At 73.1% G+C, this 23,430-nt stretch carries 22 protein-coding genes; 6 read left to right on the top strand and 16 right to left on the bottom strand.

The window, feature by feature from the left end; genetic code table 11:
• Positions 1-29: 29 nt before the first annotated feature.
• From SRB5_RS01170 to SRB5_RS01155, 4 genes are all read right to left on the bottom strand, one after another.
• Complete coding sequence (locus SRB5_RS01170; protein ID WP_153449491.1) at positions 30-3,041, bottom strand: alpha-mannosidase; 3,012 nt, start codon at positions 3,039-3,041, stop codon at positions 30-32.
• A 214-nt stretch (positions 3,042-3,255) separates the two neighbouring features.
• Positions 3,256-4,107, bottom strand: coding sequence for an alpha/beta hydrolase family protein (locus tag SRB5_RS01165; RefSeq protein WP_407703855.1), 852 nt, complete (start codon positions 4,105-4,107; stop codon positions 3,256-3,258).
• Positions 4,108-4,243: 136 nt separating this feature from the next.
• Positions 4,244-5,455 (bottom strand): cytochrome P450, encoded by a 1,212-nt coding sequence (locus tag SRB5_RS01160; protein WP_153449490.1) that lies wholly within the window; start codon positions 5,453-5,455, stop codon positions 4,244-4,246.
• An 83-nt stretch (positions 5,456-5,538) separates the two neighbouring features.
• Complete coding sequence (locus SRB5_RS01155) at positions 5,539-7,986, bottom strand: beta-glucosidase family protein (RefSeq protein WP_153449489.1); 2,448 nt, start codon at positions 7,984-7,986, stop codon at positions 5,539-5,541.
• A 344-nt stretch (positions 7,987-8,330) separates the two neighbouring features.
• Here SRB5_RS01155 and SRB5_RS01150 point away from each other — a divergent pair, with 344 nt between their 5' ends.
• The 4 genes from SRB5_RS01150 to SRB5_RS01135 all read left to right on the top strand — a co-directional run bounded on the left by SRB5_RS01150 (position 8,331) and on the right by SRB5_RS01135 (position 11,015).
• Complete coding sequence (locus SRB5_RS01150) at positions 8,331-9,335, top strand: LacI family DNA-binding transcriptional regulator (RefSeq protein WP_153449488.1); 1,005 nt, start codon at positions 8,331-8,333, stop codon at positions 9,333-9,335.
• Positions 9,336-9,394: 59 nt separating this feature from the next.
• Positions 9,395-9,685, top strand: a complete 291-nt coding sequence (locus tag SRB5_RS01145) for a YiaA/YiaB family inner membrane protein (RefSeq protein ID WP_153449487.1) — start codon at positions 9,395-9,397, stop codon at positions 9,683-9,685.
• A 99-nt stretch (positions 9,686-9,784) separates the two neighbouring features.
• The gene (locus tag SRB5_RS01140) at positions 9,785-10,543 is read left to right on the top strand and encodes an ankyrin repeat domain-containing protein (RefSeq protein WP_153449486.1); all 759 of its coding nucleotides are present in this window, start codon (positions 9,785-9,787) and stop codon (positions 10,541-10,543) included.
• A 298-nt stretch (positions 10,544-10,841) separates the two neighbouring features.
• Positions 10,842-11,015: a hypothetical protein gene (locus tag SRB5_RS01135; RefSeq protein ID WP_153449485.1), complete on the top strand. Its 174-nt coding sequence runs from the start codon at positions 10,842-10,844 to the stop codon at positions 11,013-11,015.
• Between the two features lie 58 nt (positions 11,016-11,073).
• On the opposite strand, the gene SRB5_RS01130 is transcribed toward SRB5_RS01135, so the two are convergent.
• Genes SRB5_RS01130 through SRB5_RS01120 form a run of 3 tightly spaced genes read right to left on the bottom strand, consistent with a single transcriptional unit; the run spans position 11,074 to position 13,930 of the window.
• Positions 11,074-12,486, bottom strand: a complete 1,413-nt coding sequence (locus SRB5_RS01130; RefSeq protein WP_153449484.1) for an NAD(P)(+) transhydrogenase (Re/Si-specific) subunit beta — start codon at positions 12,484-12,486, stop codon at positions 11,074-11,076.
• Positions 12,483-12,794 (bottom strand): NAD(P) transhydrogenase subunit alpha, encoded by a 312-nt coding sequence (locus SRB5_RS01125; protein ID WP_323376721.1) that lies wholly within the window; start codon positions 12,792-12,794, stop codon positions 12,483-12,485. The genes SRB5_RS01130 and SRB5_RS01125 overlap by 4 nt, the downstream gene beginning before the upstream one ends.
• Positions 12,791-13,930, bottom strand: a complete 1,140-nt coding sequence (locus tag SRB5_RS01120) for a Re/Si-specific NAD(P)(+) transhydrogenase subunit alpha (RefSeq protein ID WP_153449483.1) — start codon at positions 13,928-13,930, stop codon at positions 12,791-12,793. The genes SRB5_RS01125 and SRB5_RS01120 overlap by 4 nt, the downstream gene beginning before the upstream one ends.
• Positions 13,931-14,148: 218 nt before the next feature.
• Here SRB5_RS01120 and SRB5_RS01115 point away from each other — a divergent pair, with 218 nt between their 5' ends.
• The gene (locus SRB5_RS01115; RefSeq protein WP_153449482.1) at positions 14,149-14,544 is read left to right on the top strand and encodes a VOC family protein; all 396 of its coding nucleotides are present in this window, start codon (positions 14,149-14,151) and stop codon (positions 14,542-14,544) included.
• On the opposite strand, the gene SRB5_RS01110 is transcribed toward SRB5_RS01115, so the two are convergent.
• Entirely contained in the window at positions 14,523-15,242 is a 720-nt protein-coding gene (locus tag SRB5_RS01110; RefSeq protein WP_153449481.1) for a helix-turn-helix domain-containing protein, read from the bottom strand. The genes SRB5_RS01115 and SRB5_RS01110 overlap by 22 nt on opposite strands.
• 41 nt (positions 15,243-15,283) lie before the next feature.
• Between SRB5_RS01110 and SRB5_RS01105 the strand changes: the two genes are divergently transcribed.
• Positions 15,284-16,147: an Fpg/Nei family DNA glycosylase gene (locus tag SRB5_RS01105; RefSeq protein ID WP_153449480.1), complete on the top strand. Its 864-nt coding sequence runs from the start codon at positions 15,284-15,286 to the stop codon at positions 16,145-16,147.
• Between the two features lie 6 nt (positions 16,148-16,153).
• Here the strand turns inward: SRB5_RS01105 and SRB5_RS01100 are convergent, their stop codons facing one another.
• From SRB5_RS01100 to SRB5_RS01065, 8 genes are all read right to left on the bottom strand, one after another.
• Entirely contained in the window at positions 16,154-17,032 is an 879-nt protein-coding gene (locus SRB5_RS01100; protein WP_153449479.1) for an ABC transporter permease, read from the bottom strand.
• Positions 17,032-17,931 carry an ABC transporter permease gene (locus SRB5_RS01095; RefSeq protein WP_323376718.1) on the bottom strand — a complete coding sequence of 300 codons (900 nt, stop codon included), beginning with the start codon at positions 17,929-17,931 and terminating at the stop codon, positions 17,032-17,034. The genes SRB5_RS01100 and SRB5_RS01095 overlap by 1 nt, the downstream gene beginning before the upstream one ends.
• Positions 17,928-18,989 carry an ABC transporter ATP-binding protein gene (locus SRB5_RS01090; protein ID WP_153449478.1) on the bottom strand — a complete coding sequence of 354 codons (1,062 nt, stop codon included), beginning with the start codon at positions 18,987-18,989 and terminating at the stop codon, positions 17,928-17,930. The genes SRB5_RS01095 and SRB5_RS01090 overlap by 4 nt, the downstream gene beginning before the upstream one ends.
• 4 nt (positions 18,990-18,993) lie before the next feature.
• On the bottom strand, positions 18,994-20,217 hold the full coding sequence (locus SRB5_RS01085) for an ABC transporter substrate-binding protein (protein ID WP_153449477.1): 1,224 nt from the start codon (positions 20,215-20,217) through the stop codon (positions 18,994-18,996).
• Between the two features lie 154 nt (positions 20,218-20,371).
• On the bottom strand, positions 20,372-20,590 hold the full coding sequence (locus SRB5_RS01080; protein WP_153449476.1) for a dodecin: 219 nt from the start codon (positions 20,588-20,590) through the stop codon (positions 20,372-20,374).
• A 49-nt stretch (positions 20,591-20,639) separates the two neighbouring features.
• Entirely contained in the window at positions 20,640-21,101 is a 462-nt protein-coding gene (locus tag SRB5_RS01075) for a universal stress protein (protein ID WP_323376716.1), read from the bottom strand.
• Positions 21,102-21,165: 64 nt separating this feature from the next.
• The gene (locus SRB5_RS01070) at positions 21,166-22,704 is read right to left on the bottom strand and encodes an aldehyde dehydrogenase family protein (protein ID WP_153449474.1); all 1,539 of its coding nucleotides are present in this window, start codon (positions 22,702-22,704) and stop codon (positions 21,166-21,168) included.
• A 311-nt stretch (positions 22,705-23,015) separates the two neighbouring features.
• Entirely contained in the window at positions 23,016-23,411 is a 396-nt protein-coding gene (locus SRB5_RS01065; RefSeq protein ID WP_153449473.1) for a GNAT family N-acetyltransferase, read from the bottom strand.
• Positions 23,412-23,430 lie beyond the last annotated feature (19 nt).

The raw sequence follows: 23,430 nt of genomic DNA, 5'->3' as shown, positions 1-23,430 counted from the left end.
GCATCCGGAGGAAACTCATCGCTCCCGCGTCAGCCGCGTGCGAACCGCAGCGTCACCAGCTCGAACGGCCGCAGCTCCAGCCGTACCGCCGACCCGTCCGCCACGGTGACCGGCTCCAGGGCGCGCTCCAGCAGATCGCACCGGACGGCGGACGCCGCCGCGAAGCCGGTGGTCAGCGACGCCCGTACCCGGCCGCCCCGCGATTCGTACACCCGCACGACGACATCGCCCGACCCGTCGTCCGCCAGCTTCACCGCGCTGACGGTCACGGCCTCGTCGGAGACGGTCACCAGCGGCTCCACACCGTCCGAGCCCCGTACCGTCCGCTCCGGCAGGTTGATCGCGTAGCCCTCGCGCACCGCGTCGCCGACCGAGGCGCCCGGCAGCAGCGCGTGCCGGAAGCGGTGCAGGCCCTGGTCCGTCTCCGGGTCGGGGAAGCGCGGCGCGCGCAGCAGCGAGGCGCGCACCGTGATCGTCGTACCGCCGTCCTCCGGACGCACCGCGCGGGTCACGTCGTGGCCGTACGTGGAGTCGTTGACCAGGCCGACGCCCCAGCCGGGCTCCTCCACGTGCACGAAGCGGTGGTTGCAGGCCTCGAACTTGGCGGCCTCCCACGAGGTGTTGCTGTGCGTGGGCCGGTAGAAGTGCCCGAACTGGGTCTCCGAGGCGTAGCGCTCGGCGTGCAGGTCCAGGGGGAACGCCAGCTTCAGGAACTTCTCCGTCTCGTGCCAGTCGACCTCCGTCGCGATGTCCACCCGGCGGGCGTCCGCCGGCAGCGACAGCCGCTGTACGACGCGCGAGTCGCCGAAGGTCCGTACGATCCGCAGCACCCCGCCGTCCTCGGCCGTCAGCGAATCGGCGTCCGTCAGATCGCGGACCCCGTTGCGGTAGAACTTGTCGACGTCCCACGCGTCCCACATGTTCGGGAAGTCGGGGTGTAGCTGCAGCAGGTTTGCCGGCCGCCCGGGGGCCAGGGTCTCGCGCTCCGCCGCGAGGTCGTACACCGAGTCGATCAGGCCCTGCTCCGTCACGGACACCCGCAGCAGCCCGTTGTCCAGGACGTAACCGCCGTCCGCCCGCTCGTGCACCACCGTCTTGCCCGCCGCCGAGGCCGCGACGTCCGCGCCGCCCGCCGGCACCCCGTGCAGGGCGTACGGCGCGGCGTTGAACAGCAGCTCCCGCGTGCCCGTCCCGGCCAGCGCGGAGTGCGCCCCGGCGATGATCTCCTCCAGCTCCGCCGCCGCCCGCGCGTACGTCGCCCGTGCCTCCCGGTGGACCCAGGCGATCGACGAACCGGGCAGGATGTCGTGGAACTGGTGCAGCAGTACCGTCTTCCAGAGCCGGTCCAGGTCCTCGTACGGATACGCGAACCCGGCCCGTACCGCGGCCGTCGCCGCCCACAGCTCGGCCTCCCGCAGCAGGTGCTCGCTGCGCCGGTTGCCCTGTTTGGTCTGCGCCTGGCTGGTCAGCGTCGCCCGGTGCAGCTCCAGATACAGCTCGCCCGCCCACACGGGGGGCTGCTCGTACTCCGCCTCCGCGCGGGCGAAGAAGTCCGCCGGCTTCTCCCACGTGACGACGGGCGAGCCCTCCAGCGACTTCATCCGCGCCGCTCGGCCGACCATCTCCCGGGTCGTACCGCCGCCCCCGTCGCCGTACCCGGTGGGGGCGAGCGAGTGGCGGGCGGCGCCCTTGTCCTTGAAGTTGCGGGCCGCGTGTGCGATCTCCGCGCCGTTCATCGTGCAGTTGTATGTGTCGATCGGGGGGAAGTGCGTGAAGATCTGCGTGCCGTCGATGCCCTCCCAGCGGAAGGTGTGGTGCGGGAAGCTGTTGGTTTTGCTCCAGGAGATCTTCTGGGTGAGCAGCCACTTGGAGCCGGCGGCCTTGATGATCTGCGGCAGCCCGGCGGCGAAGCCGAAGGTGTCGGGCAGCCACACCTCGTCGTTGTCGATGCCGAACTCGTCGATGAAGAACCGTTTGCCGTGCACGAACTGCCGCGCCATCGCCTCCGACCCCGGCATGTTGGTGTCGGACTCGACCCACATGCCGCCCGTCGGGACGAACTGTCCGGCGGCGACGGCGGCGCGCACCCGCTCGTACACCTCGGGGCGGTGCTCCTTGATCCAGGCCAGCTGCTGGGCCTGCGACATGGCGAAGACGAACTCCGGCGCGTCCTCCATCAGGTTCGTCATGTTCGCCGCGGTACGGGCCACCTTGCGCACCGTCTCGCGCAGCGGCCACAGCCACGCCGAGTCGATGTGGGCGTGCCCGACGGCGCTGATCCGGTGGGCGGAGGCGTTCGCGGGGGAGGACAGCGCGCCGGCCAGGCGCCCGCGGGCGGCCGGTGCGGTGGCGGCCACGTCCTGGAGGTCGATGACGTCGAGCGCGTCGGAGATCGCCCGCAACAGCTCGGGGCGGCGGGCCGAGTCCCGGGGCAGCTCGCGCATCAGCTCGCCGAGGACCTCGAGGTCCAGGACGAGGTTCCACACCTCGCGGTCCAGGACGGCCAGCTCCATCCGTCCCAGCCGGTACAGGGGCTCGGAGCCGGCCGTCTCCTTGTCGCCCAGTCGGGTGGGCCGGAAGGGGTGGTAGTCCAGCAGTACGGGGTTCGAGGCGGCCTCGACGTGCAGGACGACGTGCTCGCCGCCGGCCGCGGGGGCACCGATCCGCACCCACTGGTTGTTCGGGTTGAGGCCCTTCACGGGGCTGCCGTCCGGGCGGTAGACCAGGCCCTCGCACTGGAAGCCGTCCATCCGGGTGTCGAACCCGAGGTCCAGCAGCGCCTCCACCTCCCGCCCGGCCCACTCCTCGGGCACCCGGCCCTCGACCCGGAACCATGTCGTGCCCCACGGCGGCCCCCACGGGTCACCGGGCGCGATCGGCACGGTGGCCGCCGCCAGGCCCTCGGCGACCGGGACGGGCTCACCGGGCGCCTGCCAGCAGGTGATCTCCAGCGGGACGCGGTCGGAATAGACGGCGGGGCGGATGCGCTCGTCGAGGACGCGCGACAGGCGGCCCTCCAGCAGGGCGCGGTCGTCATGCATGAGTGGAGCTCCTCAGGACCTGGTCTCGGGTGGTGGGCCGCGGACGTCGGGGCGGGCGGGGTCGAGTGCGCGGGTGGGGCATGCGGAGCGGGCTCCGGCAGGTCGCGAGGCGCGCGTTACCGATGTTCGTTCAGGCGCGCGGGGGACGTCAACATGGCAGGAAACGACACGCGAGAGCGGCCGCCCCCGCGCGGGGGCGGCCGCTCTCCGGCCGTCAGAACGGGCAGGTGCTGCGGTACTCGTCCACCGTCAGGCTCGGGCCGGGGCCCGGGCACAGGGTGGAGTTGTAGCTCGTGTCACCGTCCAGGAAGCGCTTCAGCCAGGCGATGGAGTACGTCGCGATGGTGCTGTTGGACGTGTTGGGGGTGAAGTGGGTGGCGTTGTTCAGCTCGAGGTACGCCTTGTCCAGGGTGCCCGGCAGCGAGGTGTAGAAGGGCTGCGAGTGGGTGAGGACCGGCGCGATGCTGTCGCCGTCCGCGCCGATGACCAGGGTGGGCGTGCTTATCTCGGGCCAGGTCTTGTCGGTGTTCCACCCCGTCAGCGGGATCGCCGCCTTGAGGGAGGGACGTTCCTTCGCGGCCTCCAGCGTGCCGCCGCCGCCCATGGAGTGACCCATCACGCCCAGCCGCGAGGCGTCCACGCGGCCGCGCACGGAGCTGCGCTGGGTCAGGTAGTCCAGGGCGGCCAGGAGCTGGTCGCCCCGGCTCGCCGGCTGGTCGTAGATGGTGTTGGTGTCGATGGTGAACACCACGAAGCCCTGCTCGGCCAGTCGCGGCCCGAGCCAGGCGATGCTCGACTCGGTCGCGGTGAACCCGGGCGAGATCGCTACGGCGCCGAACGGCCCCGAGGCGTCCGGGTAGTAGATGGTGCCACCGCCGAAGCCGGAGACGAGGAGGCGGGAGACGGACGTCTGTTCCACGCCGTATGCGGCGGCGGCCGTGGGTGCGGCGGAGGCGATGCCGGGTGTCGTCACCGCGGCCAGCGCGGCCACGGACACCACGGCGGCGAGCAGTCCGCGGACGCGACGCCGGCCCGGGCGGGCCTTGCGGTCTGAGGATTCGTGCACGGTCTTCAACTCCCTCACGACGGGCGGCTCGAGGGACGTGGGGGTTGTCCGCTCGCCGCCGGATGGAAATCTGACATGTGCACGCTGGCATACGTACCGACCGGTCGGAATCGGCGAAATCGCCGGTGTCCGGGAGTCACCACACCAGATTGAGCTCCGCCGGCGACCGGTGGATCAGCGTGGGCAGCATCCGTACCTCATGCCCCGGGGCGAGCCGCAGCCCCGGGAAGCGGGCGCACAGGGCCTCGAGCGTCAGCCGCAGCTGCTCGCGGGCCAGTTGATGGCCGGGGCAGCCGTGCGGGCCGTGGCCGAACGCCAGCCGGCGGCCGGGCTCGCGCGTGATGTCGAAGACCTCGGGACGGTCCACGGCCTCCTCGTCCCGGTTCGCCGAGCCGAACGCCGCGAACACCGCCGCGCCGGCCGGCAGCTCGGTGCCCGCCAGGGTCACCGGGCCGGTCGTGAGCCGGCGGAAGCCCTGCACCACCGAGTCGTACCGGGCGGCCTCCTCGATCGCCGCCGGGATGAGCTCCGGGCGTTCGCACAGCAGGTGCCACTGGTCGTGGCGCAGCAGCTGTAGGACCGTCGTGCCGATCAGGGCGCTGGTGGTGAGGTGCCCGGCGATCAGCAGGTTCTGCAGCTGCGAGACGATCTCGTTGCGCTGCTCCGGCGTCAGCTCGCCGGTGCCGGGCGCCAGGCCCGACACCATCTCGCCGATCATGTCGTCGCGCGGGTGGCGGCGCCGCGCCCGGGCGTACGAGTCCAGCAGATGCTGCATCGCGACGACGTCCTCCGCCGCGCCGATCTGCTCCTCGGGGCTCATCGGCCGGAACAGCAGCGCCTCCGCCCGGTAGCTGCCGTGCACCGCCGTCGGCACGTCGGCCGGGTGCAGGCCGAGCAGATGTCCGACGACCCGGCCGGGCAGCAGCCGCGCGCAGGCGCCGACCAGCTCGACCCGACCGTCCCCGGCGAAGCCGTCGACCAGCTCGGCCACCCGCGCCCCGATGTACGGGACCACCGCCTCCACCCGGGCCGGCGTCAGCCCCCGGTTGACCGGCGCGCGCAGCCGGCGGTGCGGGTCGCCGTCGACGGCGACCACCGACGGGTAGCCGCCGAACCCCGTCGTCAGCACGCCCAGCGCCCCCGGCCCCGGCATCACGTCGGGCCGCAGCGAGTTGGCGGACGAGAACTCCCGCGGCCGGCGCAGCACCTCGCGTACGTCCTCGTCCCGCGCGACGAGCCAGGCGTCGAGCTCCGGCACGAACGTCAGGCCCGGCGTCTCGCGGGCCCGCCGGTAGTGCGGGTACGGGTCCAGCTGCCAGGCGTCGAGTGCCGCCAGTGACTCGTCCATCGTCTCTCCCCCTCCGGGCCGCCCCGGTGGGGGCGGTCCTCGTGAACGCGCTCACTGAACCTGCCCGGCGGCGCAACGCGTACTCACAGGGGCGGGGCCACCAGCAGCTCGGCCGTCAGCGGCAGGTCGGCCACGTTCCGGCCGGCCCGCAGCGCACGCACCCCGCCGCGCGTCACCCAGGCCTGCGACGCGGGGTCCCACGTCTGCACGGCCCGCAGTGCCACCGCGACGTGCGCCGCCACCGTCTCCCCCGGATCCGCCTCCACCACCGCGAACCCCGCGAGCGTCAGATCCGGCCGCCCGTCCGCCCCCTCCGGCGCGGACACGTACACCTGCACCGTCTCCCGCCCCCTGCGCGCCCCCGTGTTGCGCACGCGCACGGTGACCTCGGCGACATCGGCGTACGGATCACGCCCGCCGGGGGAGTGGGCGACGACGTCCATCCCCTCGTACGCCCACGAGGTGTAGCCCTGCCCGGCGCCGAACCAGTACGCCGGCCGCCCGCCGCCCCGCCGCCACGCCCGGTACCCGGTGAACAGCCCCTCGTCGTACGCCAGGACACCGTCCGCGTCCGCCTCCACCCGCCACACCGGCGCGTCGGCGTCCGCCGCCGGCCACGTGGTGGGCAGCCGCCCGGTGGGCTCCGCCGCCCCCGTGAGCACCTCCGCCAGCGCGGCGCCGCCCTCCTGCCCCGGCAGCCAGGCCAGCAGCACCGCGGCCACCTCCGTGCGCCACGGCATCAGCACCGGCGCCCCGGCGTTGACGACCACGACGGTGCGCGGGTTCACCGCGGCCACCCGTGACACCAGCTCGTCCTGCGCACCGGGCAGCGCGAGGGTGTCCCGGTCGGCGCCCTCGGACTCCGACTCCTCCGTCGTCCCCACGAACACGACGGCCACCTCCGCCCCGGCAGCCGCCTCGACCGCCTCCGCGATCTCCGCCTCCACCGGCCGCCCGGGCTCGCGGTGCCCCAGCTCGAACGCCACGGGCCCGTGCGGGACGAACGTGAGCGACACACCGACGGGGCCGGTGACCGCCACCCGTACGACCTCCTGCGGCGGATCGAAGAGCGCCGCCGCCGGATCGCCGCCCGCGGGCACCAGCTCACCGTCGAACACGGGAACCCCGTCCACCGCCAGCCGGAACCGCCCCGCCCCCCGCACGGCCAGCTCGTGCGTACCGGCCGCCTCCGGCGTCAGCACCCCGCTGACCTCCACCGATGCCAGCGCCGCCCGCTCCACCCCGCCGGGCAGCGCGTCGAGCCACGCCACCCGCCCGCCCGGCACCCCCGCCTCGTGCAGCGCCGCGCCCCCGGACCCGTACAGCACCGCCCGCAGCGGGAACGCGGCCGGCGCGACCCTCGCGAGCGGATCGGGCCCCGGCACGTACCCGACCTCCCCGCCGACCGCCTCACGCAGCGCGGCCAGCGGTGTCGTCACCCGCGCCGGGAACACCTGCGCGCTCCCGCCGCCCCCGATCCGCGGCGCGGCGGCCGCCCGGCCGATCACCGCGATCCGGCGCACCCCGCCCGCCAGCGGCAGCAGCCCGCCCTCGTTGCGCAGCAGCACGCACGACCGCGCCGCGAGCTCCCGGACGAGCGCCTCCCCGTCCACCGGCTCCGCCGTCGCCTCCGCGGCCGGGGCGCCCGCCAGCCGCCCCGCCTTCGCGGCCAGCGTCAGCACCCGCCGGGCGAGGGTGTCGACCGTCGCCCCGGGAAGCGTCCCCTCCCGTACCGCGCGGGCCAGGCGCTCCCCGTACACGGTGTCGGGTCCGGGCATCGCGATGTCGGTGCCGCCGCGCGCCGCGGCGACGGTGTCGCGGGCGGCGGTCCAGTCGGAGACCAGGAACCCGCGAAAGCCCCACTCCCCGCGCAGCACCCGGTTGTTGAGCTCGTCGTGCTCGGTCATCGTCACGCCGCCGACGCCGTTGTACGCGGTCATCAGACCCCACGGCCGCGCCGTGCGCACGATCCGCTCGAACGGCTCGAGATACAGCTCGCGCAGCGTCGTCCCGTCCATCCGTACGTCGACGGTGAAGCGGCCGGTCTCCGAGTCGTTGGCGACGAAGTGCTTGGGCACCGCGCCCACGCCGCCGTCCTGCACGCCCCGTACGAGGGCGGCGCCGATCACGCCGGTGAGCAGCGGATCCTCCGAGTACGCCTCGAAGTGCCGGCCGCCGCGCGGGGTGCGGTGCAGGTTCACCGTCGGGGCGAGCACCGCGTGCACCCCCTTGCGGCGCGCCTCCTGCGCCAGCAGCAGGCCCGCGCGGCGCACCAGGTCCGGGTCCCAGGAGGCGGCCAGCGCGGTGGGGCAGGGCAGGGCGAGCGACGGGTCGTCCGCCGACCAGCGTTCGCCCCGTACGCCCGCCGGGCCGTCCGACATCACCACCCGCCCGAGGCCCACGTCCTCCCGCGCCGCCAGGGACCACATGTCCGCGCCGGCCGGCAGCGCGCACCGGGCGTCGAGGTCGAGCGCGCCCAGGGCCCGCTCCACCGCCGCCGCGCGCTCCGTGTCGTCGTGCGTCCGCCGCATCGTCGCCCCCTTCAGAGCCGGCCGTCGGAGGAGGCCGGGGACGCCGCGCGGGGCGGGCGGGCGGTGCGGGCGTGGAGCGGAGCGGCGGCGTCGTGGCCGGAGGAGTTCAGCGTCATGCTGCCGATGGTGCCTTCCCGGAAGGTACGGACCAACGGGCCGGGGATTCGTTTCGGCGCCGGAACAAGCACTTGCCGACGGCATTGTCGGGCGGGGAAGTTCACGCGAACGGCGCACCGGACGGCCCGGGTTACACGTGTCACTCGCACGTGTGACCCTGTGGTACCCGGAGCAGGCCGGCGGAACACCCCGCCCGGCCGCGCCCGCCGTGCCAGGATGCGAGGGCGATGACCGACCAGCCCACCCGGGCAGCCCCCACCAGCGCGGACGTGGCCCGCCGCGCCGGGGTCTCACGCGCCACGGTCAGCTATGTGCTGAACGACAGCGGCACGGCCCGGATCAGCGACGCCACCCGCGCCCGCGTGCTCGCCGCCGCCGCGGACCTGGGCTACGTCCCGCACGCCGCGGCCCGCAGCCTGCGCTCCGGCCGCACCCGCATGGTGCTGCTGCCCTACCCCTCGACCCCGATGGGCCCCCTCGTCTACGGCTTCTTCGCCGCGCTGCGCCACAGCCTCGCCGAACGCGGCTACGCGGTCGCCTCGTTCGGCGGCCCCCACGCGCCCGGCGGCCTCGACACCGCCCGCGGCTGGGCCGAACTGCGGCCCGCCGCCCTGCTCGTGGCGGACGGCGCCGCCCTCACGCCCGAGGGCGTCGACCTGCTGCGCCGCTCCGGCGTGGGCGCGCTGGTGGCCTTCGCGCCGCGCCCGGTCCCCGGCGTGCACACGGTGCTCGCCGACCAGTGCCGGGTCGGGGCGGCGGCCGCCGGGCGGCTGCTGGCCCGCGGCTGCCGCCGGCTGGGCGTGGTCGTACCGGAGACGGCCGCCGCGCAGGGGCTCGGCCTGTCGCGCCTGCGCGGCGCCGAGGAGGCCGCCGGCGCCCGGGTGGAACGGCTCGATCTGGCTTGTACGGAGGAGTCCGCGGCGCGGCTCGCCGCCCGCTGGCCGGCGCTGGGGCTGGACGGGGTGTTCGCGTACAACGACGAGTACGCGATGCTGCTGATGCGCGCCCTGCAGGACGCCGGCGTCGACGTCCCCGGCCGTACGGCCGTCGTCGGTGCGGGCGACCTGCTGCTGGGCCGGCTGCTGCGGCCCCGGCTGACCAGCGTGCGCATCGGCCTGCCCGACGCGTCGCGGCTCGCCGCGCTGATCGACGAACTCGTGGCGGATCCGGGGGCGGTGCCCACGGTGGTGGGGGAGCTGAAGATCGAGGTCGTGGCGCGGGAGTCGGCCTGAGCGCGTACTTGAGTACGGGTACTCATGCCGCCCGTGCCGCGCGGCGCGACCCTGTGCGTATGACTCCACCGATCCAGCGACAGCCCACCACCGCGTATGTGGTGCAGGCCGCGGTCTCGTTCGCGATCGCCCTGCTCGCCACCGCGTACGGCATCGCCAACCTCCCGATGGACGCGGCCGAGCGGGGCTTCCTGGCCCTCGGCCTGGTCTTCGTCACGTCCTCCGCGTTCACGCTCGCCAAGACGATCCGGGACCGGCAGGACATACAGCAGGTGACCACCCGGGTCGACCAGGCCCGGCTGGACAAGCTCATCTCGGAGCACGACCCGTTCGACGTCAAGAACCTCTGAGGCGTCTCCCGCGGATCCCCGGGCGGCACGGCGCCCGGGGATCCGTCGTATCCGCGCGGCGGGACCGCCGCGGGGCCGGACGGATTCGATACTTGCCCCATGGACCGCGCCGCCGAGCTCCTCGAAGCCGTCTACGACGGTGACCTCCGCGTGCTGGCCGGGCTGCTCGGGCAGCGGCCGGACGACCCCGCCGTGCTGCGGGCGCCGCTGTACGAGGCGGCCGTCGAAGGGCGGTCCGACCTCGTACGCGCCCTGCTCGAGCACGGCGCCGACCCCGACACCCCCGGCCCCGCGCCCGGCGACGGACTGCCCCTGTGCGCCGCCGCGTGCTGGGGGCACACGGCCGCGGCCGCCGAGCTGCTGAACGCCGGCGCCGGGGTCGACCGACGCGAGTGGGACGGCAGTACGCCGCTGCTGTGGGCGGCGGCCAACGGCCACACCGCGACCGTGCGCCTGCTCCTGGGCCACGGCGCCTCCACCGCCCTCGCCGACGGGGCCGGGCGCACCCCGCTGCACCGCGCGGCCGAGCGCGGTTCGCTGCAGTCGGCCGAGGCGCTGCTGCAGGCGGGCGCGGACACCGCCGCCCGGGACGACCGGGGGCACACCGCCCGGGAGCTCGCGCTGCCGTGGGTGGGCGCGGACCTGCGGGCGGAGGTGCGCCGCCGCGCCCGGTTCATCGCCGGGGCGCAGCCCGGGGACCGGGTCGTGGTGCGCGAGGAGTCCGCGGAGGACGACTCCACGGTGCTGGTCGCCGAGGTGTTCCGGGGCGACGAACCGCGGGCGTGGACCGACGTCCAGACCGGCCACGCGGCGATCGCCGATCTCCTCGCGGGACACCCGCCCGTGCCCCCCAGTTGATCTACAGTTCGCAAAATGTGCCGGACAAAACCCCTGATATAGGTTGTGGTATCGCTCACCCGTAGACTTATGGCGCGCGAATGAGCGCGTGGGTCGCTAGTCTGATGGAGACGGAAAGCCTCTCACCGGGGAGCACCGACAACCTCGGCCCGTCCCGGAGCACGACCTGCACAAGGGCCGTGCGCCGGACCCCGCAACCCGGCGCCACCGCGTCCGAACTGCTCGACTACCACGCCCCTGGTGCCGACTCCCCGGCGACAACAGGAGCGATCCAGTTCTCTGCAGCAAGGAGCGCACGGTGTCAGATATCCAGGAACGCAGCCAGAGAGAAACCGAAGCGGGCTCCCGGCGAGGGGCCCGCACCTCCGACGAACTGACCAGCCTCGAGGTCTGGGCGCGTTCCGCCCCGATCCGGCTGGCGGGCTACGAGGAGGATCTCGCCGAGCCGCACATCCTGCAGGGCATCGACTGAGCACCGTCACTCCCGGCCGGCTCCATGGAGCCGGCCGGGAGTGACGCGCGTGCGGGGGTCAGCCGACGAACACCCGTACGGCCGCCTTCAGGTCCGCCACGCCCTGCTTGGCGTCGGAGAAGAACATCCCCGTGCGCGGACCGGTGTACAGCTCGTTGTCGATGCCCGCGTAGCCGTGGCCCATCGACCGTTTGATCACCACGATGCTCTTGGCCTTGTCGACGTCCAGGATCGGCATCCCGGAGATCGCGTTGCCCTGGCGCCGCGCGGCCGGATTGGTCACGTCGTTCGCCCCGATCACCAGCGCCACATCGGCCTGCGCGAACTCGGGGTTGATCTCCTCCATCTCCTTGAGCTGCGGATACGGCACGTTCGCCTCCGCCAGCAGCACGTTCATGTGCCCCGGCATGCGCCCCGCGACCGGATGGATCGCGTAGCTCACGTCGACCCCGTGCTCGCTCAGCAGCGCGGCCAGGTCGCCGAGCTCGTGCTGCGCCTGGGCGGCGGCCAGCCCGTAGCCCGGCACGATGATGACCTTGCTCGCGTACGCCAGCTGGATCGCCACGTCGTCCGCCGACACCGAACGCACGTGCGTATCGCCGCCCGCGCCCTGGTCGGTGCCGGTGTCGCCGGTGCCGAAGCCGCCGACGATGATCGCGGGGATCGACCGGTTCATGGCGTCGGCCATCAGCTTCGTCAAGATGCCGCCGGACGCGCCGACCAGGGCGCCCGCGATGATCAGCGCCGGCTCGCTGAGGACGAAGCCCGCCATGCCGACCGCCGTGCCCGTGAACGCGTTGAGCAGGGAGATCACCACCGGCATGTCGGCCCCGCCGATCGGCAGCACCATCGTCACCCCGAACGCCAGCCCGGCCAGCGTCAGCAGCACCAGGGCCGTCGTACTCGCCGGATCCGCCACCAGCCACACCGCCGACCCGGTGAACGCCAGCGCCAGCAGCACGTTCAGCGGCCGCGCCCCGGGGAAGACGATCGGCTGCCCGGGGATCAGCCCCTGCAGCTTGCCGGCCGCGATCAGCGACCCGGAGAAGGTCACCGCGCCGATCAGGATGTCCAGCCCGCCCGGCACCGTCGTCCGCGCGCCCAGCGACGACACGTGCTCGTGCTGCATCAGCTCCCCGATGGCCAGCAGCGCCGCGGCCCCGCCGCCCACCGCGTTGAAGAGGCTGACCAGCTGCGGCATCGCGGTCATCTGCACCGTCCGCGCCGCCCACAGCCCCGCCGCCGAGCCGACCAGCACCCCGCACAGCAGGACGATCCAGCCGGTCGTGGTGATCTCGCTGTCCTCGGCCAGCAGCACCCCGGTCGCCAGGATCGCGACGGTCATCGCCCCGGCGGACAGCGTGTTGCCGCGGCGCGCGGTGGCCGGGGAGTTCATCATGTGCAGGCCCAGTACGAAGCACGCCGCCGCGGCGAGCAGGATGTACCGGATGGTGGTCTCCAGGTCGCTCATGCGTCGTCCCCCCGCTTTCCGGCCGCCGGCCGGGCCTTGAACATCTCCAGCATCCGGTCGGTCACCGCGTACCCGCCGACGACGTTCATTGCGCCGAAGGCGACCGCGACGAACGCCAGCACGTACTCGAGCGCGGAGTCCGCGGCAGCGGTGATGATCATGGCGCCGATCAGCACGATGCCGTGGATGGAGTTGGCTCCGGACATCAGCGGGGTGTGCAGCGTCGCCGGCACCTTGCTGATGACCTCGAAGCCGACCAGCACGGCGAGCACGAAGATCGTGACGGCGGTGAGCAGATCGAGGCTCACTTCACTCCTCCTACGGCGGGGTTGACGACGGAGCCACCGTGGGCGACGACCACACCGGCCTGGATCTCGTCGTCGGTGTCGATGTGCAGCTGCCCGTCCCGCAGCAGATGCGTCAGCAGGGCGCTGATGTTGCGCGCGTACGCGGTGGAGGCGGCCGTCGCCATCACGGACGGCAGATTGGCGGCGCCGATCAGGGTCACCCCGTTGTCGAGCACCGTCGTCTTGTCGGGCTCCGACAGCTCCACGTTGCCGCCCAGTTCGCTGGCCGCCATGTCGACGACCACCGACCCCGGCCGCATCCGCTCCAGCGCCGCCGCCGTCACCAGCAGCGGCGGACGACGGCCCGGCACACGTGCGGTGGTGATGACGACGTCGGAGCGGGCGATGTGGTCCTCCAGCGCCCGCAGCAGCGCCTGCGTCTCGTCCTCGGTGAGCTGCCGGGCGTACCCGCCCTCGCCCGCCGCCGTGCCGATCCCCTCCATCTTCAGATAGCGGGCACCCAGCGACTCGATCTCCCCCTGCGCGGCGGGCCGCACGTCGTACCCGGAGACGATCGCGCCCAGCCGGCGGGCGGTGGCGATCGCCTGCAGACCGGCGACACCGGCGCCCAGAACCAGCAGGGCGGCTGGTTTGGACGTACCGGCGGCGGTGGTCAGCATGGGGAAGTAGCGGTCGTACGAATCGGCGGCCAGCAGCACCGCCTTGTACCCGGCGACGTTCGCCTGGGACGTCAGCGCGTCCATCGACTGAGCCCGGCTCAGCGTGCGCGGCAGCAGGTCGAGGCTCACCACGGTGACGCCGCGCCCGGCCAGCTCGCCGACCAGCGCCGGATGCTGCAGCGGGTCCAGCAGACCGATCAGGGTCTGCCCCTCCCGCAGCGGCGCGGCCTCCTCGGCCTCCGGCGGCCCGACGCACAGGACCACGTCGGCGCGCCGGAACAGCTCCTCCGCACCGACGACTTCGGCCCCGGCCGCGGTGTAGTCGGCGTCGGTGAACCACGCGGCCGCGCCGGCGCCGGCCTCCACCACGACGTCGACCCCGGCCGATTTCAGCCGGGTGACGGATTCGGGGATCAGGGCCACGCGCCGCTCTCCGGGCGCACGCTCCCTGAGGACCCCCGCGATCAGACTTGCCATTCGCTGCTCTCCCTCGACGCTCGACGTGAGAAGGGTGCGGTCATTCCAAGTCGCCTGGGTGGTGCCCGCCGCACGCTAGCGGAAACCGGGTACGGGGAGGGAGGTGCCGGACGGCCTCGATCCGATCACCGGTGCGCGTGGGAACGGGTCGCCCGACCGGCGGACACTGTCCGATTCCTGCAAGACCTGCCGGGACCGGTCCGCCTACCGTGGCCTGCATGACCGCACGATTCAACGCCATCGGAATGGTCGTCTCCGACCTGACGGCCACCCTCGGCTTCTACCGCCGCCTCGGCCTGGACTTCCCCCCGAACGCGGAGAGGGAACCGCACGTCGAGGCCGAACTGCCCGGCGGGCTGCGCCTGATGTGGGACACCGAGGAGACGATCCGCTCCTTCGACCCGCAGTGGCAGCCTCCCGCCGCTCCCGGCCGGCTGAGCCTGGCCTTCGCCTGCGACAGCCCCGCCGACGTCGACCGGATCTACGCCGAGCTGACGGCCGCCGGCCACGACGGGCACAAGGAACCCTGGGACGCCGTCTGGGGCCAGCGCTACGCAGTCGTCCGCGACCCCGACGGCAACCACGTCGACCTCTACGCGCCTCTGTCCTCCTGACCCCCGGCCCCCACCCCCGGCAGCCGGCTCAGCGGCACGCCGGCCAGCGCCCGGACGTCACGCGACAGATGGGCCTGGTCGGCGTACCCCGCCCGCGCCGCCACCTCCGCGAACGGCCGGCCCGCCCGGGCCAGGGCCAGCGCCCGGTTCATCCGCAGCACCCTGGCGAGCGTCTTCGGCCCGTACCCGAACACCGCGAGGGACCGCCGGTGCAGCGTCCGCGTCCCCACGCCCGTCGCCGCGCTCACCTCGGCCACCGACCGCCCGGCGCGCAGGCCCCGGACCACCGCCGGCAGATACGGCTCCGGCGGCCGCGCCCGCTCCAGCAGCCGTCCGGCGGCCCGCTCCAGCACCGCCTTGCGATCGGCCGCCGCACCGATCCGCTCGGCCAGCCGCCGCGCCCGCGCGCTGGGCCACAGCGCGTCCAGCGGCACCCGGGTGTCGCGCAGCTCCACCGCCGCGACGCCCAGCAGCACGGCGCCCTGTCCGGGGGCGAAGCGCAGCGCGGCGTACTCGGTGCCGGGGGCGCCCTGCCCCAGGTGGGCCCGCGTGTCGGGGCCGGCGACCAGCAGCGTGCCGCCGCTCCAGATCAGGTCCATGCAGCCGTCGGGGAGCACCCGGTACGGCTCGCCCGCCGTGTCGGTACGGCTCCACACCACCGCGCCCGGCACCCCGCCGGCCGCCCGTTCCACGTACATGCCTCCCAGCATGCCCTGCCGCCCTGGGCGAGACTGGACCCATGCCCGAACTGCCCGAGGTCGAAGCTCTCGCCGACTTCCTCACCGAGCACCTGGTGGGCCGCACGATCACCCGCGTGCTGCCGCTGACGATCAACGTGCTCAAGACGTACGACCCGCCCGTCCAGGCCCTCGAGGGCACCGCGGTCACCGGGATCCGCAGGCACGGCAAGTTCCTCGCCCTCACCGCCGGCGACCTGCACCTGATCACCCATCTGGCCCGCGCCGGCTGGCTGCAGTGGAAGGACTCCTTCCCCGCGCGCCCGCCCCGCCCCGGCGGCAGGAGTCCCCTCGCCCTGCGCGTGGAGCTGGACGGGGGCGGCGGCTTCGACCTGACGGAGGCGGGCACGCAGAAGAAGCTCGCCGTGTACGTCGTGGGCGACCCGCAGACCGTCCCCGGCATCGCCCGCCTGGGCCCCGAGCCGCTGGCCCCCGCCTTCACCCCGGACGTCCTCACCGCGCTGCTGGACGGCGAGCGCCGCCGGCTCAAGGGCTTCCTGCGCGACCAGAGCACGATCGCCGGCATCGGCAACGCCTACTCCGATGAGATCCTGCACGCGGCGAAGCTCTCCCCGTTCAAACCGGCCGGCAACCTCACTCCCGAGGAGACGGCCACCCTGTACGAGGCGATCGGCACCACCCTGCGCGACGCCGTCGACCGCTCCCGGGGCCTTGCCGCGGGCAAGCTGAAGGCGGAGAAGAAGAGCGGCCTGCGCGTCCACGGCCGCAGGGGCGAGCCGTGCCCGGTGTGCGGGGACACCATCCTGGAGGTGTCGTTCAGCGACTCGGCGCTGCAGTACTGCCCCACCTGCCAGACGGGCGGCAAGCCCCTCGCGGACCGCAGGATGTCGCGGCTGCTCAAATAGCCGGCGTCAGGTGTCCTCCCGGGATCTGGTCACCAGTTGGGCCGGGTTCACGAACCGCATCGCGATGACCAGCAGCACCAGCATCGACAGGGTGTACAGCACCGCCATCGCGTCGATCGACTGCTGGGTGCGGATCCCGGCCGAGAACGCCGCGTAGTACAGCGCCACCACCAGCGTCTGGCTGTCCGGTCCCGCCGTCAGGAACGTCAGCTCGAACATCCCCACCGTGCGGACGAGCACCAGCACCGACGCCGCCAGGATCCCCGGCAGCAGCAGCGGCCCCAGGATGCGCAGGAATACCGCGTGCGTGCGGGCCCCGCACATCCGGGCCGCCGCCTCGATCTTCGGGTCGATCTGCTCGATGAACGGTGTCATCGTCAGCACGACGAACGGCACCGACGGCACGAGGTTCGCCAGCACCACCCCGCTCGTCGATCCGGCCAGCTGGAACTTGTACAGCACGGTGGCCAGGGGGATCCCGTAGGTGATGGGCGGGACCAGGATCGGCAGCAGGAACAGCAGCATGACCAGACGCTTGAAGGGGAACTCCCGCCGTGCCAGCGCGTACGCGGCGGGCACCCCGATCAGCACCGACAGCCCCACCACCAGCACCGACACGACAAGCGTGACGGAGAAGACCTGACCGAGCTCGAACTCCTCCCAGGCGTCCCCGTACCAGTGCGTGGTGAAGCCCTCGGGCAGCCAGGTGGTGAACCAGCGCTCCCCGAAGGAGTCGACGAGCGGGACGCCGATCACCCCGGCCAGATTGACGAAGAAGAACGCGAACACGCCCCACGCGATCCAGGTGGCGGGCCGCGCCACCAGCCGCCGCCTCTCGCCGGGCCCGGCCGGCGACGTCTTGGTGGGTGCCGTATCGAGCGCCATCAGCCCTTGCCTCCCGTCGCCCCGCGGTAGAACGTCGACCGCCACACCAGCACCAGCGCGACGACCGCGAGCATCACCAGCGCCATGATCATCGCGATGGCGGAGCCCAGCGAGTAGTCGAACTGCTTGAACGCCGCGTCGTACGCCTCGATCGAGATCACGTGCGTGCTGCCCCGCGGATCACCCACCAGCTGCGCGGAGGGGAAGACGGAGTACGCCAGCACGAACGTCAGACAGAACGTGATCGCCAGGCCCGGCGTCAGCAGCGGCAGCGTGATCGTGCGGAACCGCTGCCACCAGCCCGCGCCCAGGGTGGCCGCGGCCTGTTCCAGGCTCGGGTCGATCCCGGTGAGATAGGACAGCGTCAGCAGATACGCGAAGGGGAAGCCGGTGATCAGCAGTGAGGCCAGCACACCCCAGTAGTTGTGCACCAGCTCCAGCGGCTGGTCGATGAGCCCGATCTCCAGCAGCGCCTTGTTGAACCACCCCGCGGGCCCCAGATACCCCAGCAGCCCCTCCGCCGTCAGCACCGTGCCGAGCGTTACCGGGATCACCAGCAGCGTGGTGACGGTCCGCCGCCCCCGGAAGCGCCCCCGGGTGCGGAAGGCGACCGGCACCGACGCCAGCACGTTGATCAGGGCGGCCGGGACGGCCAGGCGCAGGGTGATCCAGACGGTCTCGCGCAGATACGGGTCGGAGAAGAACGTCCGGTAGTTGGCGAACGGCCCGCCGCCCTCCTTCGGCTGGAACGACAGCCCCAGCCCGTACGCGAACGGGTAGCAGAACAGCACCACGAGGAAGGCCACCCCGGGCAGCAGTAGCCACAGCGTCCGGTCGATGCCGCGCTCCGCGAGCCGGTGGCGCAGCGCGACGTCCTTTCGTCCGCCGCCGGCCGTCACGAGGGCCCCTCCGCGAACACCAGCACCCGGTGCTCCGGGGCGGTGAGCCGCACGTCGTCCCCGGGCGCCAGCCGCTCCGGCGTGGTGAAGTGCACCTCCTGGCCGTCTTTGAGCCGTCCCTGTACGACCATCTCCCGCCCGTGGTACTCCACGACCTCGACGGCCGCCCGCAGCCCGCCGGGCGCGGTCGTCACGGTGATGTCCTCCGGCCGCAGCGCCGCCGTCGCCCGCTGTCCGGCCCCGACGGAGCCCCGGTTGCGGCCTGTCAGCCGTTCGCCGCCGACGGCCAGCACCGCCTGTTCGCGGTCGGCGTCCAGGACGGGGAGGGTGAGCATGTTGCGGTAGCCCATGAAGGACGCCACATAGCGGTTCGCGGGATGCAGGTAGACGTCCTCGCCGGTGCCCGTCTGCTGGACGCGGCCGTCCTTCAGCAGCACCAGCCGGTCGGCGAGGGACAGCGCCTCCTCCTGGTCGTGCGTGACGTACACCGTGGTCAGCCCCAGGCTCTGGTGCAGCCGGCGGATCTCGGTGCGCATCTCCAGGCGCAGCTTGGCGTCGAGGTTGGACAGCGGTTCGTCCATCAGCACCAGCCGCGGCTCCAGTACGACGGCACGGGCGATCGCGACCCGCTGCTGCTGGCCGCCCGAGAGCTGCCCGGGCCGTTTGCGTGCCTGGTCCGTCAGGTGGACGAGGTCCAGTGCCCGCTCCACCCGCGTCGCGGCGTCCGCCTTCGGCACCCCGGCCATCTTGAGGCCGAAGCCGATGTTGGCGCGTACCGTCAGATGGGGGAAGAGGGCGTAGTTCTGGAACACCATGCCGAAGCCCCGCCGCTCGGGCGGCAGATGGTCGATCCGGTGCCCGTCCAGGCGTATCGATCCGGACGTCAGCGGCAGCAGTCCGGCGAGACAGTTGAGCGCGGTGGACTTGCCGCAGCCGGACGGGCCGAGGAGCGCGATGAACTCGCCGCCGGCGATCTCCAGGTTCAGGTCGCTCAGGGCGGCGTGCGCGCCGAACCGCCGCGTCACGCCGTCCAGGGCGAGGGAATCGATCCGGGCCATCGCCTCAGCCCGCCGACTTCTTGCCGCCGCCGATCTCCCGGTTCCACTTCTCGAAGGCCAGCACCTGCTTCTCGGCCGGCAGCGACGGCTCCTTGGGGAACTTCTCGATCCAGGTGTCGAAGTCCGGCACGCCGTACTCCTCCACCACGTCCTGCGACTTCTGCGGCGCCATGTCCAGGGTGACGCCCTCGACGGCCGGGCCGGGGTAGAAGTAGCCGTCGTCGTACGCCTTGGCCTGCTGCTCCGGGGTGAGCATCCACGTGATGAGCTCGAGCAGCGCGGCCATGGTGTCGTTGTCGACGCCCTTGGGGATCACGGCGTACTGCGCGTCGGTCACCCAGGTCATGTCGTCGAACGCGCCGACGGCCATCTCCTTCGGTACGGTCTGCAGGGCGCGCGGGTTGATGTACCACCCGGTGGTCGTGGTGATCATGTCGACGGCGCCGGTCGCGAGGTTCTTCATGGTCTCCGCGGTGCCGGAGGCGTAGACGCCGACGTACTTGTCGAGCTCCTTCAGATATGCCCAGGTCTTGTCCCAGCCGTTCTCCGGGTCCTTGGGGTCGGAGTCGCCCAGCAGGTACGGCAGGCCCATCAGGAAGGTGCGGCCGGGGCCGGAGTTGGCGGGGTCGGCGTACTGGAAGCGCTTGGGATGGGCCTTGGCCCAGTCGAGCAGCGCCTGCGGGGAGGCGGGGGCGGCGTCGAGTTTCTCCGGGTTGTACTCGGTGAGCGGGCCGGAGGGGTAGTAGACCAGGGCCGTGCCCTGGCCCTGGGCGAGTTCGGCCATGGCGGCGGCTGGGGGGAGGTAGGGGATCTTGCCGAGCCGGTCGTCGAAGTCCGGGGACATCCGGGTCCACAGGCCCTGGTCGATGCCGGCGGCGAGGCCGTCGGTGCCGGTGAGGACCAGATGGATCTGGACCTTGCCGGCCTGCTGCTGGGCCTTGATCTTGCCGGCGAGGTCGGGGGCGGGGGCCTTGTCGTAGTCGACGCTCCTGATGACGTCGGGGTGCTCCTGGACGAACTCGTCGATCATGCCCTGGGTGAGCTGTAAGTTGCCCGCGACGTCCAGGATGTTGACGGAGACCGGCTTGCCGGGCTTGGCCGGTACCTCGGAGGAGTCGGTGGTCTTGCCGTCGGACGATCCGTCGTCGGGGGCGCTGCAGCCGAAGGCGGCGGCGAGCAGGGCCGCGGCGGCCAGTGAGCGCAGGATCCGTACAGTTGTCGAGGCCATGGGGCCACGTCCCCTTCCGGAGGTGCGGGTAGGCGCGTTGTGGCTTGATCTGAACTCGTCAGAGTCCTTACCCGGGTGGGAGCGTTCCCATCCGCCCGGCGCCGTCGCTCACGCACCATCCGCCGCCCGGCGGATCGTGGCCCCGTGCCGTCCGTCAGTCGTCTGACTCCTCGAGCCGGAAGCCCACCTTCAGCCCCACCTGCCAGTGCTCCACCGCCCCGCCGTCCAGCTGGCCGCGGATCTGGGTCACCTCGAACCAGTCCAGATTGCGCAGGGTCTGCCCGGCGCGGGCGACACCGTTCCTGATGGCGTCGTCGATGCTCTCGGGCGACGAGCCGACGATTTCCGTGACGCGATACGTGTGGTTGCTCATGCCACCACCGTGCCGCACCCTGTCGCCTTCCGCGAGGCGGAGTACGGGGCTACGGGACCACCGTGACGGGCCAGCGTCCGGCCTTCACCAGCCGGACGGCCACCGAGCCGACGATCCGGTGCCCCGCCTGCTCCGAGGCCCCGACCACCACGGCGTCCGCCTTGAGCTCGTCGGCCGCCTGGACCAGCCCCAGATAGGGGTCGCCGTGCAGGGTGTGGAACTCCCAGCGGACCTCGAAGACGCCGCGCAGCTTCTCGGCCGTGTCGCGGATCTCGTCCGCGAGCTCCTGGGCGACCTCCCGGGTCAGCTCGCCGACCGGTGCCCCGAACGCGGCGGCGCCGGCCAGCGGCGGCTGCACGTACACCACGGCGAGCAGGGCCTTCTGCCGCCGCGCCAGGCCCGCGGCGTAGGCCACCGCCCGCCAGGAGGACTCCGAGCCGTCGACGCCGGTGAGGATCACCTTGGGGCCGTCGGTGCCCCGTTCGAATTCTGTGTACACGCCATCCGTCACGACGTGCAACCTACCCGATGACCTGCCGGTCCCGGTCCGGAGCACCCCGGACCGGGACGGCGGATCAGTCGGGCATCAGCTGGTAGTCGGGGAAGTTCCCGGGTAGCCGCTCCCCGTTCGGCCCCCGGGTGACCGACCGCACCAGCAGCTCGCCGCCCACGAACGCGCCCCGCCACGACGCGCCGAAGCCGCCGAACAGCTCCGCCCGGTCCCCGCGCGAGCGCGGCTTGCCGTGACCCACCTTGAACGCCCGGATCTGCGGCGCCAGCCGCCGGTACGTGGCCTCGTCGTCGGTGGACACCGACGCCACCAGCGCGCCGTTGCTGGCGTTCATCGCGGCCAGCAGCTCCGCCTCGGTGTCGACCAGCACGATCGAGTCGACCGGCCCGAACGGCTCCGCGTGATGCAGCGGCGACGCCGCCGGCGGGCTGAGCAGCGACACCGGCGCCAGATACGCCGACGCGTCCTGCCCGGGCAGCAGCCGCGCGTCCGCCGGCCGCCCCCGGTGCAGCGGCACCGCGCCCCGGTCCACGGCCTCGGTGACCAGATCGCCCAGCTCCTTGGCCTTCGCCGCGTTGATCAGCGGCCCGAAGTCCAGCTCGGGCAGCGGATCGTCCGCGTGCTCCACGGCCAGCGGATGACCGAACCGCAGCGAGCGCAGGACCGGCAGATAGCTGCCCAGGAAGTCGGCGAACGCCGAGCGCTGGACGACGAACCGGGGATAGGCCGTGCACCGCTGCTTGGCGTAGTCGTACGTCTTGCGCAGCTGACCGGCCAGCGTCGGCCAGTCGGTGTACTCCCACACGCCCCAGCAGTTCAGCCCCTCCTGCTCCAGGACGTGCCGCTTGCCCAGGTCCGCGACCGCGGAGGCCACCCGGCCGCCCGCGTCCCGGCCGCCGACGAACGACACGCAGCCGATCTCCGGCGCCCGCACCAGCGCGTCGGACAGCTCGCCGCCGCTGCCGCTGACCAGGGTGAGCGGCAGGTTCTCCCGTACTGCCAGCGCGCACGCCAGCGTCAGACAGGCGACGCCGCCGTCGGTGGGCGTCTTGGCGATGACCGCGTTGCCGGCCAGCGCCTGGACGAGCATGGCGTGCATCAGCACGCTCATCGGGTAGTTCCAGCTGGCGATGTTCGACACCGGGCCGTCCAGGGGGACCCGGCCGGCGATCATCGAGTCGATCTCCGTGAGATACCAGCGCACCCCGTCGATGGCGCGGTCGACGTCGGCCTGCGCGGTCTTCCAGGGCTTGCCTATCTCCCACACGAGCAGCAGCGCGAGCAGCTCACGGTGCTCGGCCAGCGCGTCCAGCGCCGCCGACACCCGCGCCTTGCGCTCCTCGAGGGGCACGCTGCGCCACTGCCGGTGCTGGGTCAGCGCCGCCCGCACCGCCTCGTGGGCGGCGGCCGGGTCCAGCCGCGGCAGACCGGCGATGGGCGTGCCGTCGACGGGGGAGACGGCGGGCAGCATCCGGCCGTCACGGTGCCAGGAGCCGCCCCAGAGGTTGAGGACACGGTCGTCGTGGAACGCCTCGGGCGCCGTGGCGAGGCAGCGCCGCCAGGCGTCCTCCCACGCGGTACCGGGCTTGAGGAAGAGGGTCATGTGTTCTCCGCTCGATCGGGGCGGATCGCGCGCAGCGCACCACTGCGCGTGTACGGGAAGCCGCGGACCACGCCGTGGTGGGGCGGTGCGGTGCTGTCGTGCGGCGGTGCGGGGCACGTGGGGCAGCGGCACGATGCCACGGGCGCCTCGCAGTTGACTCGGTCGGAGCGGGCGGGGGACGCCGCGGGCGGCGCACCCGCCCGCGGGGTGGGCGAAGTGGGCGTCGCCCGGCCCGCGTTCGGGCCGGACGCCACGCAAGCGACGATATGCACGCCGGTTGCGGGGCGCTTGGACCGGCGACGCGGCCGTGCTCACAGGGCGATCAGACCCGCCGCCGTGGGCCGGAAACCGCAGGCGTCGAGGTAGTAGGGGCGCAGCTCCTCCTCGAAGTCGACGTGCAGCCACCGGCATCCGGCGTCCCGCGTCTCCCGTACCGCCACCGCGACGAGTTCGGCGCCGATGCCCAGGCCCTGGCAGGGGCGGGACACGACGGTGTCGAGGAGGAAGGCGTGCGTGCCGCCGTCCCAGGCGACGTTGACGAACCCGACCAGGGCGCCCTCCTCGTGGGCGCACACCCAGCCCAGGCTGTGGCGTCTGAGTCGGCCGGCCCAGTCCAGGGTGCCGGGTGGGCCGCCGAACCCCTCGGCGTGCAGGGCGTTGAGCGCGGCGTTGTCGACGGGTCCCCGCCAGTCGTATGTGATCACCATGGGCTGATCGTAGGAGCCG

This window comes from Streptomyces smaragdinus, from assembly GCF_009604385.1.
In the GTDB taxonomy this organism is placed as follows: Bacteria; Actinomycetota; Actinomycetes; order Streptomycetales; family Streptomycetaceae; genus Streptomyces; species Streptomyces smaragdinus.
Note: the sequence above shows the minus strand (reverse complement) of the source record. Positions and strands in the feature narration are given on the sequence as shown.